Origin of the sequence: Streptococcus sp. 10824, from assembly GCF_013276595.1 — a bacterium.
GTDB lineage: Bacteria > Bacillota > Bacilli > Lactobacillales > Streptococcaceae > Streptococcus > Streptococcus pseudopneumoniae.
This window is the reverse complement of the sequence record NZ_VMLH01000061.1, coordinates 1-14978: the sequence shown is the minus strand read 5'-3', so window position 1 is coordinate 14978 and position 14978 is coordinate 1. Positions and strand designations below refer to the sequence as shown.

11 protein-coding genes are annotated in these 14978 nt (G+C 38.8%); 10 read left to right on the top strand and 1 reads right to left on the bottom strand.

Annotated elements, in window-relative coordinates; genetic code table 11:
- The first annotated feature begins 104 nt into the window (after nucleotides 1–104).
- The 8 genes from mutY (at nucleotide 105) to HT701_RS06005 (ending at nucleotide 10163) form a co-directional block, all read left to right on the top strand.
- Nucleotides 105–1280: an A/G-specific adenine glycosylase gene (mutY, locus tag HT701_RS06040; RefSeq protein ID WP_119919383.1), complete on the top strand. Its 1176-nt coding sequence runs from the start codon at nucleotides 105–107 to the stop codon at nucleotides 1278–1280.
- A gap of 55 nt (nucleotides 1281–1335) precedes the next feature.
- The gene (gene yycF, locus HT701_RS06035) at nucleotides 1336–2040 is read left to right on the top strand and encodes a response regulator YycF (RefSeq protein WP_050223087.1); all 705 of its coding nucleotides are present in this window, start codon (nucleotides 1336–1338) and stop codon (nucleotides 2038–2040) included.
- On the top strand, nucleotides 2033–3382 hold the full coding sequence (gene vicK / locus HT701_RS06030; RefSeq protein WP_172921824.1) for a cell wall metabolism sensor histidine kinase VicK: 1350 nt from the start codon (nucleotides 2033–2035) through the stop codon (nucleotides 3380–3382). The genes yycF and vicK overlap by 8 nt, the downstream gene beginning before the upstream one ends.
- 1 nt (nucleotide 3383) lies before the next feature.
- Nucleotides 3384–4193, top strand: a complete 810-nt coding sequence (locus tag HT701_RS06025; protein ID WP_001289493.1) for an MBL fold metallo-hydrolase — start codon at nucleotides 3384–3386, stop codon at nucleotides 4191–4193.
- A 90-nt stretch (nucleotides 4194–4283) separates the two neighbouring features.
- Nucleotides 4284–4526, top strand: a complete 243-nt coding sequence (locus HT701_RS06020) for a DUF6290 family protein (protein WP_024477795.1) — start codon at nucleotides 4284–4286, stop codon at nucleotides 4524–4526.
- A gap of 1 nt (nucleotide 4527) precedes the next feature.
- Nucleotides 4528–4782 (top strand): type II toxin-antitoxin system RelE/ParE family toxin, encoded by a 255-nt coding sequence (locus HT701_RS06015; protein WP_050971375.1) that lies wholly within the window; start codon nucleotides 4528–4530, stop codon nucleotides 4780–4782.
- 75 nt (nucleotides 4783–4857) lie between these two features.
- Nucleotides 4858–6744: an Eco57I restriction-modification methylase domain-containing protein gene (locus tag HT701_RS06010; protein WP_120007948.1), complete on the top strand. Its 1887-nt coding sequence runs from the start codon at nucleotides 4858–4860 to the stop codon at nucleotides 6742–6744.
- 164 nt (nucleotides 6745–6908) lie between these two features.
- On the top strand, nucleotides 6909–10163 hold the full coding sequence (locus HT701_RS06005; RefSeq protein ID WP_172931311.1) for a DEAD/DEAH box helicase family protein: 3255 nt from the start codon (nucleotides 6909–6911) through the stop codon (nucleotides 10161–10163).
- 270 nt (nucleotides 10164–10433) lie between these two features.
- Here the strand turns inward: HT701_RS06005 and HT701_RS06000 are convergent, their stop codons facing one another.
- Entirely contained in the window at nucleotides 10434–11402 is a 969-nt protein-coding gene (locus tag HT701_RS06000) for an L-lactate dehydrogenase (protein WP_000204723.1), read from the bottom strand.
- 193 nt (nucleotides 11403–11595) lie between these two features.
- On the opposite strand from HT701_RS06000, the gene gyrA reads away from it, so the two are divergent.
- Both gyrA and srtA read left to right on the top strand, forming a co-directional pair.
- A complete protein-coding gene (gyrA, locus tag HT701_RS05995) occupies nucleotides 11596–14064 on the top strand; it encodes a DNA gyrase subunit A (RefSeq protein WP_172931310.1) in 2469 nt (822 codons plus the stop codon).
- Complete coding sequence (gene srtA / locus HT701_RS05990) at nucleotides 14064–14807, top strand: sortase SrtA (protein WP_172924337.1); 744 nt, start codon at nucleotides 14064–14066, stop codon at nucleotides 14805–14807. Before gyrA ends, srtA begins: the two co-directional genes overlap by 1 nt.
- The last annotated feature ends 171 nt before the right edge of the window (nucleotides 14808–14978 follow it).

The window sequence follows — 14978 nt, the reverse complement described above, 5'->3', positions numbered from 1 at the left end:
ATTTTCATTGAGTATAAGTAGATAGAAAAGTTATATACTATCTATTGAAAATATTATAAATCAGATACAAAGACAGGTGAAACCTTCTGTGTTATACTAGAGATATGTTAGATTTGAAAGAATACGGTATCGTCATGTGGCCGGAGGAGAAAGTCATTTCTTTCCGTGAGAAACTTCTCAGTTGGTATGATGAAAACAAAAGAGATTTACCGTGGCGTAGAAGTAAAAATCCTTATCATATCTGGGTTTCTGAAATTATGCTCCAGCAGACCAGGGTGGATACAGTTATCCCTTACTACGAAAGATTCCTGGACTGGTTTCCAACTGTCGAAAGTTTGGCGAATGCGCCTGAAGAGCGTTTGTTGAAGGCTTGGGAGGGACTGGGATATTATTCTCGAGTACGCAATATGCAGGCTGCAGCCCAGCAGATTATGACTGATTTTGGTGGCCAATTTCCAAATACCTATGAAGGAATTTCCAGTTTGAAAGGGATTGGCCCTTACACAGCAGGAGCTATTTCCAGTATCGCTTTTAACTTGCCTGAGCCAGCTGTAGATGGTAATGTCATGCGGGTCTTGGCGCGTCTGTTTGAAGTCAACCATGATATTGGGATTCCAAGTAATCGCAAAATTTTTCAGGCAATGATGGAGATCTTGATTGACCCAGAGCGTCCGGGTGATTTTAATCAAGCTTTGATGGACTTGGGGTCTGATATTGAGTCTCCTGTAAATCCCAGACCTGAAGAAAGCCCAGTCAAGGACTTTAGTGCGGCATATCAGAATGGAACCATGGACCGTTATCCAATCAAGGCTCCCAAGAAAAAGCCAGTTCCTATTTATCTCAAAGCCTTGGTGATAAAGAATAGTCAGGGACAATTTTTGCTTGAAAAAAATGAAAGCGAAAAGCTATTGGCAGGTTTTTGGCATTTCCCCTTGATAGAAGTTGATGACTTTTCGCAAGAGGAGCAGTTTGACCTCTTCCATCAGGTTGCAGAAGAAAGTGTGAATTTTGGCCCCAGTCCAGAAGAGAGTTTTCAGCAGGACTATGACCTAGATGTTGCTTGGTTTGATGTTTATTTTGAGACTGTCAAGCATGTCTTTAGCCATCGCAAGTGGCATGTTCAAATTGTAGCAGGACAGGTGAGTGACTTTCATGACTTTTCAGATAGGGAAGTTCGTTGGCTTTCACCAGAAGAATTCAAGAATTACCCACTTGCCAAACCCCAACAAAAAATCTGGCAGGCTTATGCACAAGCCAACTTAGACAGTAGCCAAGACTAGCTATTGTGTCTTCTGACTATTTTTTTGGTATAATAGTAGAGAAAAAGGTGAACATATGAAAAAAATACTAATTGTAGATGATGAGAAACCAATCTCGGATATTATCAAGTTTAATATGACCAAGGAAGGTTACGAAGTTGTAACTGCTTTTAACGGTCGTGAAGCGCTAGAGCAATTTGAAGCAGAGCAGCCAGATATTATTATTTTGGATTTGATGCTTCCGGAAATTGATGGTTTAGAAGTTGCTAAGACCATTCGTAAGACAAGTAGTGTACCTATTATCATGCTGTCGGCTAAAGACAGCGAATTTGATAAGGTTATCGGTTTGGAGCTTGGAGCAGATGACTATGTGACAAAACCCTTCTCCAATCGTGAGTTGCAGGCGCGTGTTAAAGCTCTTCTGCGTCGTTCTCAACCTATGCCAGTAGATGGGCAGGAAGCAGAAAGTAAACCTCAACCTATCCAAATTGGGGATTTAGAAATTGTTCCAGACGCCTACGTGGCTAAAAAATATGGAGAAGAACTAGACTTAACCCACCGTGAGTTTGAGCTTTTGTATCATTTGGCATCGCATACAGGTCAGGTCATTACGCGCGAACACTTGCTTGAGACTGTCTGGGGTTATGACTATTTTGGTGATGTCCGTACGGTTGATGTGACTGTCCGACGTCTGCGTGAGAAGATTGAAGATACGCCCAGCCGACCAGAGTATATCTTGACGCGCCGTGGTGTAGGGTATTACATGAGAAATAATGCTTGATTTACTGAAACAAACCATTTTTACCAGAGATTTTATCTTTATCCTGATTTTGTTAGGTTTCATCCTTGTTGTGACCCTCTTATTACTGGAGAATAGACGAGATAATATTCGGTTGAAGCAAATCAATCAAAAGGTTAAAGATTTGATTGCAGGAGATTATTCCAAGGTTCTTGATATGCAAGGTGGGTCTGAAATCACCAATATTACCAATAATTTGAATGACTTGTCGGAGGTTATTCGTCTCACTCAGGAAAATCTAGAACAAGAGAGTAAGAGGCTAAATAGTATTCTGTTTTATATGACAGATGGGGTTCTTGCGACCAATCGTCGGGGTCAGATTATCATGATTAACGATACAGCCAAGAAGCAACTGGGGTTGGTTAAAGAAGATGTTCTGAATAGAAGCATTTTGGAATTGCTCAAGATAGAAGAAGACTATGAATTGCGTGATTTGATTACCCAAAGTCCAGAATTGTTGCTAGATTCCCAAGATATCAATGGCGAATATTTGAACCTTCGAGTTCGCTTTGCCTTGATACGTCGAGAGTCTGGCTTTATTTCAGGCTTGGTGGCTGTTTTGCATGATACGACGGAGCAGGAGAAGGAAGAACGCGAACGGAGACTCTTTGTTTCCAATGTTAGCCATGAGTTACGGACTCCTTTAACCAGCGTGAAATCCTATCTTGAAGCCTTGGATGAGGGAGCTTTGTGTGAAACTGTAGCACCAGACTTTATCAAGGTTTCTCTTGATGAAACCAACCGTATGATGCGCATGGTGACGGACCTCCTTCATCTTTCACGGATTGATAATGCTACCAGTCATCTAGATGTGGAACTGATTAACTTCACTGCTTTTATTACCTTTATCCTCAATCGTTTTGACAAGATGAAAGGACAGGAAAAGGAAAAAAAATATGAGTTGGTGAGAGATTATCCCATCAATTCTATCTGGATGGAAATTGATACAGATAAGATGACACAGGTTGTCGACAATATTTTAAATAATGCTATTAAGTATTCGCCAGATGGGGGTAAAATCACTGTCAGAATGAAGACAACTGAAGACCAGATGATTTTATCCATTTCTGACCAGGGTTTAGGGATTCCTAAGCAGGATTTACCACGTATCTTTGACCGTTTCTATCGTGTGGATCGTGCTAGAAGTCGTGCACAAGGTGGTACAGGTCTAGGACTGTCTATCGCTAAAGAAATTATCAAACAACATAAGGGCTTTATTTGGGCCAAGAGTGAATACGGCAAGGGTTCAACCTTTACCATTGTGCTCCCTTATGATAAGGATGCAGTGAAAGAAGAAGTATGGGAGGACGAAGTAGAAGACTAGAATGAGTGAAATAGGCTTTAAATACAGTATTTTAGCGTCGGGTTCCAGTGGAAATTCTTTTTATCTGGAAACCTCAAAAAAGAAGCTTTTAGTAGATGCAGGCTTGTCTGGCAAGAAAATTACCAGTCTGCTAGCTGAAATTAACCGTAAGCCAGAAGACCTGGATGCCATCTTGATTACCCATGAGCATTCAGATCATATCCATGGAGTAGGCGTTTTGGCTCGCAAGTATGGTATGGATCTTTATGCCAATGAAAAGACCTGGCAAGCTATGGAAAATAGTAAATATCTTGGCAAGGTGGATTCTTCGCAAAAGCATATTTTTGAAATGGGTAAAACCAAAACCTTTGGAGATATCGACATCGAGAGTTTTGGTGTAAGCCATGATGCAGTCGCACCGCAGTTCTATCGCTTTATGAAGGATGATAAGAGTTTTGTCCTTTTGACAGATACAGGTTATGTCAGTGACCGTATGGCGGGCATTGTCGAAAATGCGGATGGCTATCTTATCGAGGCCAACCATGATGTAGAGATTTTGCGATCAGGTTCTTACGCTTGGCGACTCAAACAACGAATCCTATCTGACCTTGGGCACCTTTCTAACGAGGACGGTGCTGAAGCTATGATTCGGACGCTAGGAAATCGTACTAAGAAGATTTACCTTGGGCATTTATCTAAGGAAAATAATATCAAGGAACTGGCTCATATGACCATGGTCAATCAGCTGGCTCAAGCTGATCTGGGAGTCGGAGTAGACTTTAAGGTTTATGATACCTCACCAGATACCGCAACACCATTGACAGAGATATAGAAAGAACGCTGAGAAGGTGTTCTTTTTATATTGACTGAACACCTAAAAAGTAATACAATGGTGTTACCATTAAAAAAGGGAGCACAAAAGATGACTACTATTACATTAAAAGTTTCTGAAGCTGATAAAACATTTATGAAAGCAATGGCTAAGTTTGAAGGAGTTTCCCTTTCGGAACTTATTCGCACCAAAACTCTTGAAGCCCTAGAAGATGAATACGATGCTCGTGTGGCAGATTTAGCCTATCAAGAGTATTTAGAAGACTTGGAAAAAGGAGTTGAACCCATTACTTGGGAAGAAATGATACATGATTTAGGCTTGAAGGATGAATAATTTGTATAAATTAGTTCCAACAAGACGTTTTATCAAGCAATTGAAAAAATTGGACCGTTATACGCAGAAGCTAATTACAAACTATTTACAAACCAATGTTTTGGAAGACCCAAGACGACACGGAAAGGCTTTGGTTGGTAATCGCGTTGGTCAATGGTGCTATAGAATTGGTAATTATCGAGTTATCGTACAAATTGTAGATGATGAATTAGTCATTGCTACTCTAGAAGTTGGTCATAGGAGAGATATTTATTGAATTACTTTTTTCAAGTAAATTTTCATTCTTTTAAATATGATATAATAGGGCTTACAATACAAGAGAGGTTGCTTTATGGCAATAGATATTAGTGAAGAGCAGTTGGCTAAGGAGTCTGCTGATTTATTAAAAATACTTTTAAAAGATAGAACAACAAAGAAAAATATAGTTTGGGCGACGCATTCTTATAACTTGTTAGGAAAAGGCTTTAGTCCTAGTGATAGTATTAGTCCAAGTAAGGTTACTGGAAACTATGCTAACTTGATTCAGCCCAGATCTGAAAAATCCAAGTATGAGCAAAAAGATCGTACAAAAATAAGGGCAGAAGTGTTTACACCAACTTGGTTGGTCGCAAAGCAAAATGGATATGTGGAAGCCGACCTTGAAGCTCTGGATCTTGAAGATTATATCCAAGTGCGATGGCTAGAAATTACCTGTGGTGAAGCACCTTATATGGTAACTCGCTATGATACAGTGACTGGTAAGGAAATTCCATTATCTGAACGAGTTGGTTTTGTTGATAGAAAATTGCAGCGCATTAGTCGTGAGGTCTCAGATGAAGTCACCTTTTATGAATTTGTAAAAAAAGCTTATCGAGCTTCTTATGGCTATGAGTATCAAGGAGATTCTCTCCTTTTGGCGCGTGAAAATCTTCTAGCTACCTTTGAGGACTATTATCTAGCTAAGACTGGAAATAAACCAACATTAGAGCAAAAGAAAGAAATTGCAACCATTATCTCCTACAATGTCTTTCAGATGGATGGATTGAAAAAAATCAGTCCTTACTCAGCTAAACAAGAGCAATCTCAACAATTAAGCTTGTTTTCAGATGAGCTAGAAGTCCAAGAAGTAGAAGAATCTAAAACCCAAATCAAAGACTGGAAAAAGAATAAAATGATAGGTTTTGAGCGCCTATCTAGTGAGGAAAGTGAAATGAAATTTGATGTCGTGATAGGAAATCCGCCGTATCAGGAAATAGGAGAAGCTAGAGATGAGCCGATATATCACTATTTTATTGATGAAGCTTATAAAATCGCAGATAAATCTATACTAATCACCCCAGCAAGGTTTTTATTTAAAGCTGGTCAAACTCCTAAAAATTGGATGGAAAAGATGCTAGAAGATAAGCATTTAAAAGTTCAATTCTATGAGCTTAAAAGCGATAAAGTATTCACAGGAACAGATATTAAGGGTGGAGTAGCAATAACTTATCGTGATGCTGATAAAGATTTGGGACCAATCGGAGTATTTACTATTTTTGAAACTTTGAATGGTATTGTAAAAAAAATCGAAAAACATCCAGAATTTGAAACTTTTTCTGATTTAGTTTATCCTCAAGGTATTTATAGATTTTCAAATAAACTTTTTTCTGATTATCCAAATGCTGAAAAACTGCAAGGAAAAGGAACAAAAAATAAAATTGTTTCGAAATCACTAACTCAGTTAGATTTTGTTTTCAAAAACAAAGAAGAAAAAGACCATGTTGCTCTACTTGGAAGAATTGGCTCCGAACGTGTTTATCGATATATTAATAAAAAATATTTAGATTTACCGGAAACATTCGAAAATTATAATGTTTTTGTACCAGAAGCTAATGGAAGTGGTGCCTTAGGTGAAGTCTTATCAACACCCCTAATCGGGGAACCCCTAATCGGGGAACCCCTAATCGGGCATACAGATACTTTTTTATCTATTGGTAATTTTAAAACAAAATTTGAAGCCGATGCTTGTATTAAATTTATTAAAACTAAATTCGCTAGAGTATTATTAGGTGTTTTGAAAGTTACTCAGCATAATTCACGCAAAACTTGGTATTACGTCCCCCTCCAAGACTTTACGGTCAATTCGGACATTGATTGGACACAATCAGTGGCTGATATTGACCATCAGCTCTATCAAAAATATGACCTTTCTCCTGAGGAAATTGCCTTTATTGAGACACATGTAAGGGAGATGGATTAGAAAAGTATTTTTATTTGACAAATAGCGCTCAGTGATCTATAATTGACACATAGGATTAGGTCAGGAAGCATACGATGCCCTGACCCTTTTTGTACTTATGAGATGAGAAAGTCATTTGTTAGATAAATTGACTTGGTTAGCAAACGTTCAAAAAAGGAAAACTTATGCCAGTAGAAATTAAAACCACTAAAGAAATTCATCCTAAAATCTATGCTTACACTACACCGACGGTAACCAGTAATGAAGGCTGGATTAAGATTGGTTATACAGAACGTGATGTCACACAACGTATCAAGGAGCAAACGCATACTGCTCATATAGATACAGACATATTGTGGACTGGAGATGCGACCTATACAGAAGAGCCTAATAAGGGGAAAACTTTCAAGGATCATGATTTCCACCATTTCTTGTCTTTCCATGATGTAGAACGTCGTCCTAAGACGGAATGGTTCTATTTTAATGGAACTCCTGAAAAATCTAAAAATCTATTCGATAAATTTGTTCAGCATGATTTGTCTGGTTATCAACCTGGAAAAGGACAGGACTATACTCTGCGACAAGAGCAAGAAGAAGCAGTTGCTAAGACATTAGCTTATTTCCAAGAACATGCTGGAGGCAAGTTTCTCTGGAATGCCAAGCCACGCTTTGGTAAAACCTTGTCTACCTATGACCTAGCTCGACGGATGGAAGCTGTCAATGTCCTAATTGTAACAAACCGCCCTGCCATTGCTAACTCATGGTATGATGATTTTGAAACATTCATAGCAGGTCAGACGACTTACAAGTTTGTTTCTGAATCAGATAGCCTTAAGAGTCGTCCAACTTTGTCACGTAAAGAATTTGTTGGTATTTTAGATGACGATGTAAGACAACTTGCTTTTATCAGTCTCCAAGACTTGAAAGGTTCTGTTTATTTAGGTGGAGAGCACGATAAACTCAAATGGGTGACTGATCTGCATTGGGATTTGTTGGTTATTGACGAGGCTCATGAAGGAGTTGATACCTTCAAGACTGACCAAGCCTTTAATAAGATCCGTCGAAACTTTACCTTACACCTTTCTGGAACTCCATTTAAAGCATTGGCAAAGGGAGAGTTTACCGAGGAGCAAATCTATAACTGGTCTTATGCTGATGAGCAGGCAGCCAAAACTATTTGGTCGCCTGAGCAAGAAGAGGAAAATCCATATGAAACCTTACCTCAGTTAAATCTCTTTACCTATCAAATGTCTCAGATGATTGGTGAAGAGCTAGAGAAAGGCGCTCAACTTGATGGTGAAAATATTGACTATGCTTTTGACTTGAGTGAATTTTTCGCTACAGATGATAAAGGTAAATTTATCCATGAGCAAGATGTCAAAAATTGGTTAGATACTCTGTCAAGCAATGAAAAGTATCCATTTTCAACCAAAGAACTTCGGAACGAACTCAAGCATACTTTTTGGCTGTTGGAGCGTGTCGCTTCGGCCAAAGCATTAAAAGCCCTACTAGAAGAACACCCCATCTATGAAAACTATGAGATCGTTCTAGCTGCTGGTGACGGACGTATGTCCGAAGAAGACGATAAAGTCAAACTCAAATCCTTGGACTTGGTTAGAAAAGCGATAGCAGGTAATGACAAAACGATTACCCTATCCGTCGGTCAATTGACGACAGGTGTCACTATCCCTGAGTGGACAGGTGTATTGATGTTATCGAATTTGAAATCACCTGCACTTTATATGCAGGCCGCCTTCCGTGCTCAAAATCCTTACTCATGGATCGATAACAAAGGAAATCACTTTCGCAAAGAAAGAGCCTATGTATTTGACTTTGCGCCGGAAAGAACCTTGATTCTCTTTGATGAGTTTGCCAACAACTTATCGCTTGCGACTGCAGGAGGCGGCGGGACTTCGACAACTCGTGAAGAAAATATTAGAGAATTATTAAACTTCTTTCCAGTTATTGCCGAAGACCGTGCTGGTAAGATGGTTGAAATTGATGCCAAGGCAGTTCTAACCATCCCTCGTCAGATAAAAGCTAGAGAAGTCCTTAAACGAGGTTTTATGTCCAATCTCTTATTTGATAATATTAGTGGTATTTTCCAAGCAAGTCAAACAGTTTTAGATATTTTAAATGAGCTGCCAGTTGAAAAGGAAGGGAAGGTACAAGATAGTTCTGATTTATTAGACTTTTCAGATGTTACAGTCGATGATGAGGGAAATGCAGTAGTTGACCATGAAATCGTAGTTAATCAACAAATGCGACTTTTTGGAGAAAAAGTCTATGGACTCGGTCAGTCTGTTGTTGAACTGGTCACTAAGGACGAGGATAAAACTCAAAAGCAACTAGTCAATGACTTGAGCAAGACAGTTTCTCCAGTGATTGTAGAAGATTTAAAAGCTGAATACAACCTTAAAACTCGGGAAACAGACCAAATCAAGAAACAAATTACAGCAACACTTGAGAATGAAATTCGAAAAAATGATATCGAAAGAAAAATTTCTGAAGCTCATATCAGGGAAGAATTGCAGCAACAAATTAAAGAAGCAGATGATAAGGAGCAAAAGGATAAGATTCAAGAAGATTTGGATAAACGTTTAGAAGAAAATAAGCTCATTCACAAAGAAAAACTAGAGCAAACACTCAAAAAAGAAGTGGAAAAAATGCCTGAGAAGTTTATCGAACAGGTTGAGAGAAAACGTGTTGAGCAGTTGAAACAATCAGCTCAAGATGAGATTCGTGACCATCTTCGTGGATTTGCACGAACCATCCCAAGTTTTATTATGGCTTATGGCAATCAATCTCTAACACTTGATAATTTTGATACCTTTGTTCCTGAGCAAGTCTTCTTTGAGGTGACTGGTATTACGATTGATCAATTTCGTTATTTGAGAGATGGAGGACAAGATTTTGCAGGACCTCTCTTTGATAAAGCAACATTTGACGAAGCTATTCAAGAATTTCTTCGCAAGAAAAAGGAGTTGGAGGATTATTTTAAAGACCAAAAAGAAGATATTTTTGACTATATTCCACCACAGAAAACCAATCAGATTTTCACTCCTAAACGGGTAGTGAAGAGGATGGTAGATGATCTTGAAAAAGAAAATCCAGGAATATTTGATGATCCATTTAAGACATTTATTGATTTGTACATGAAGTCTGGTCTCTATATTGCTGAACTTGTTAAGCGACTATATAATAGCGAAGGTTTGAAAGATGCATTTCCAAATTCTGAAGAACGCTTAAAACATATCTTAGAAAACCAAGTTTATGGATTTGCTCCGTCTGAGATTATCTATAACATTTCCACTAATTTTATATTTGGCAATCTTTCTAAAGATATCAGTAGGAAGAATTTTGTTTTAGCAGATACCATTCCAGCGGCTAAAGAAGGGCGCATTCAAAAGTTGGTTGATTCCTATTTTGAAAATAATTAAAAAGAAGGCTGAGTCAAAATTCTTTGAAATCAGAAAAAACGCATAAGATAAGGTATTGACAATCCTTGATATTATGCGTTTTATTGTGGGAAGATGTATAATGGATTGAAATAAGATATGAACAAATCAATTAGGAATTTAAAGCATTTTATAACAACGTTTTAGAGTGATAGGGTGCTATTTCAACTTCAACCTACTATAATACAGAAAAAAACAACTCCCTGATGATTCAAGGAGTTGTCTATAGTTAAATTAATTTTTAGAAGCTTCTTAGAATTCTGGATTTTTCCATGCTTCGTCAATAATAGCTTGCAATTCTTTAGCAGATGCTTGCATTTTTTGAGTTTCTGCATCGTTCAATGGAATATTTACTGGACGAACGATACCGTGTGCTCCAACGATAGCTGGTTGACCGATAAAGACGTTCTCAATTCCGTATTGACCTTCTTGGAATACGGAAAGTGGAAGTACTGCGTTTTCATCGTCAAGGATTGCTTTAGTGATACGAGCGAGGGCTACAGCGATACCGTAGTATGTAGCACCTTTCTTGTTAATGATTGAGTATGCAGCGTCGCGAACAGAAATGAAGAGTTCTACAAGGTCAGCTTCATTCAAGTCACGGTTAGCTTGCAACCATTGTTCCAATTTTACACCGGCAACGTTAGCATGTGACCAAACGGCAAACTCAGAGTCACCGTGTTCACCCATGATATAGGCGTGAACTGAACGAGCGTCAACACCGATTTTTTCAGCAAGGGCTTGACGGAAACGAGCTGAGTCAAGTGAAGTACCTGAACCGATAACGCGTTCTTTAGGGAAACCAGAGAATTTCCAAGTTGAGTAAGTCAAAACGTCAACTGGGTTAGCAGCAACAAGGAAGATACCTTTGAAACCTGATTCAACAACTTGAGTTACGATTGATTTGTTGATAGCAAGGTTTTTACCTACAAGGTCAAGACGAGTTTCACCTGGTTTTTGAGGTGCACCTGCAGTGATCACAACAAGGTCAGCGTCTGCACAGTCAGAGTATTGAGCTGCATAGATTTTTTTAGGTGAAGTGAAGGCAAGGGCGTGACTAAGGTCAAGCGCATCACCAACAGCTTTTTCATGCAATTGTGGAATTTCGATAATTCCAAGCTCTTGTGCAATTCCTTGGTTAACAAGTGCAAAAGCGTAAGATGAACCTACAGCACCATCACCGACAAGGATAACTTTTTTGTGTTGTTTAGTTGAAGTCATTGTTCTAAACATCTCCTTAATTTTATTAGGGGATTTTCCCTAGACAACTTCATTCTATCACTTTTAAAAAACTTTGTCACGAATATGCCGTATAGTTCTCTATGTAAACGTTTTAGTAGTTTAGAGGCTGAAATAGATGGGAATTTATGGTATAATGTTGTTACTTACTAATTGTGAAATGAGGCATTTATTAATGCAGGATAAAAATTTAGTGAATGTCAATCTGACAAAGGAGATGAAGGCTAGCTTTATCGACTACGCCATGAGTGTTATCGTAGCGCGAGCTCTTCCTGATGTTCGAGATGGCTTAAAACCTGTTCACCGTCGCATTCTCTACGGAATGAATGAATTGGGTGTTACTCCAGACAAACCCCATAAAAAATCTGCTCGTATTACAGGGGATGTCATGGGTAAATACCACCCACACGGGGATTCCTCTATCTATGAAGCCATGGTCCGTATGGCTCAATGGTGGAGCTACCGTTACATGCTTGTAGATGGTCATGGGAATTTTGGTTCCATGGATGGAGATAGTGCTGCCGCTCAACGTTATACCGAGGCACGTATGAGCAAGATTGCTCTGGAAATGCTTCGTGATATCAACAAAAATACAGTTGATTTCGTTGATAACTATGATGCCAACGAACGGGAACCCTTGGTCTTGCCAGCGCGTTTTCCAAACCTTTTGGTTAATGGAGCAACTGGTATTGCGGTTGGGATGGCAACCAATATTCCACCTCATAATCTAGGTGAAACCATTGATGCAGTGAAGTTGGTCATGGATAATCCTGAAGTGACTACCAAGGAATTGATGGAAGTCTTGCCTGGACCAGATTTTCCAACTGGTGCTCTTGTCATGGGGAAATCAGGTATCCATAAGGCTTATGAAACGGGTAAAGGTTCGATTGTCCTACGTTCTCGTACCGAAATCGAAGAAACTAAGACTGGCCGTGAGCGCATTGTTGTAACAGAATTTCCTTATATGGTCAACAAAACCAAGGTGCATGAGCATATTGTTCGCTTGGTTCAGGAAAAACGCATTGAGGGGATTACAGCAGTACGTGATGAGTCAAACCGTGAGGGTGTTCGATTTGTTATTGAAGTCAAGCGTGATGCCTCAGCCAATGTTATCCTCAATAATCTTTTCAAGATGACCCAGATGCAAACCAACTTTGGTTTCAATATGCTGGCTATCCAAAATGGTATACCGAAAATTTTGTCTCTTCGTCAGATTTTGGATGCTTATATCGAGCACCAAAAAGAAGTAGTTGTTCGTCGTACACGTTTTGATAAGGAAAAAGCGGAAGCGCGCGCTCATATCTTAGAAGGTCTCTTGATTGCGCTAGACCATATCAACGAAGTGATTCGTATCATTCGTGCTAGTGAAACGGATGCGGAAGCACAAGCTGAGTTGATGAGTAAGTTTAAGCTTTCTGAACGTCAAAGTCAGGCCATCCTAGACATGCGTCTTCGTCGTTTGACAGGTTTGGAACGCGATAAGATTCAATCTGAGTATGATGACCTCTTGGCTCTGATTGCGGACTTAGCGGATATTCTTGCTAAGCCTGAACGTGTTTCTCAAATCATCAAAGACGAATTGGATGAAGTTAAACGTAAATTTTCCGATAAACGCCGTACAGAGTTGATGGTTGGACAGGTCTTGAGTCTCGAGGATGAGGACTTGATTGAAGAATCGGATGTCTTAATTACCCTTTCTAACAAAGGATACATTAAACGTCTGGACCAAGCTGAATTTACTGCTCAAAAACGTGGAGGTCGTGGTGTCCAAGGAACAGGAGTGAAAGATGATGACTTTGTTCGTGAGTTAGTGTCAACTAGCACCCATGATTATCTGCTCTTCTTCACAAATAAAGGACGAGTTTATCGTTTGAAAGGTTATGAAATTCCTGAGTATGGTCGGACTGCCAAAGGGCTACCAGTAGTCAATCTCTTGAAATTGGATGAAGACGAAAATATTCAGACGGTTATCAATGTTGAGTCTGATCGCAGTGATGATGCTTATCTCTTCTTTACAACCCGTCACGGTATTGTGAAGAGAACCAGTGTTAAGGAGTTTGCCAATATTCGTCAAAATGGTCTCAAAGCGCTGAATTTAAAGGATGAAGATGAGTTAATCAATGTCTTGTTGGCGGAAGGAGATATGGATATTATCATTGGTACCAAGTTTGGTTATGCAGTTCGCTTTAATCAATCAGCCGTTCGTGGTATGAGTCGTATCGCCACTGGTGTGAAAGGTGTTAACCTTCGTGAAGGAGACACAGTTGTTGGTGCCAGCTTGATTACTGATCAAGATGAGGTTCTTATTATCACAGAAAAAGGATATGGTAAGCGTACAGTCGCTACTGAATACCCAACAAAAGGTCGTGGTGGTAAGGGAATGCAGACAGCTAAAATTACCGAAAAAAATGGCTTGCTGGCCGGTCTTATGACTGTTCAAGGGGATGAGGATTTGATGATTATCACTGATACAGGTGTCATGATTCGAACCAATCTTGCCAATATTTCACAAACAGGACGTGCAACTATGGGAGTTAAAGTAATGCGCCTGGATCAAGATGCTCAGATAGTGACTTTCACAACGGTTGCGGTGGCAGAAAAAGAAGAGGTTGGGACAGAAAATGAAACAGAAGGTGAAGAATAATGTCTCATAAAAATAATAAAAAGAAAAACAAGCGAAAAAATCTGCTGACAAATATCCTAGCAGGATTTCTGATAGTACTGTCACTGGCTTTGATTTTTAATGCGCAAATTCGAAATATTTTCATAGTCTGGAATACCAATAAGTATCAAGTTAGCCAGGTATCAAAAGAAAAATTAGAAGAAAATCAGGATACAGAAGGCAATTTTGACTTTGATTCTGTCAAAGCTATCTCTTCGGAAGCTGTTCTAACTTCTCAATGGGATGCTCAAAAATTACCAGTTATTGGGGGAATTGCAATTCCTGAATTGGAAATGAATTTGCCGATTTTTAAAGGACTTGATAATGTTAATCTCTTCTACGGAGCTGGTACAATGAAACGCGAGCAAGTAATGGGGGAAGGAAATTATAGTCTAGCTAGTCACCATATCTTTGGTGTTGATAATGCTAATAAAATGTTATTTTCTCCTTTAGATAATGCTAAAAATGGCATGAAGATTTATCTAACCGATAAAAATAAAGTTTATACTTATGAAATACGTGAAGTCAAACGTGTGACACCGGATCGTGTTGATGAGGTTGATGATAGAGAAGGGGTCAATGAAATCACATTAGTAACCTGTGAAGACCTTGCTGCTACAGAACGTATTATTGTCAAAGGTGATTTGAAAGAAACAAAAGATTATTCACAAACATCTGATGAAATCCTAACAGCTTTCAATCAACCATATAAACAATTTTATTAATACAAATCAGTGAAATCCAGAATTTCACTGATTTTTTTAAGATTTTCATAAAAATATAGTAAAATGAAATAAGAATAGGACGAATCGATCAGGACAGTCAAATCGATTTCTAACAATGTTTTAGAAGTATATGTGTACTATTCTAGTTTCAATCTACTATACTTGCCAAAA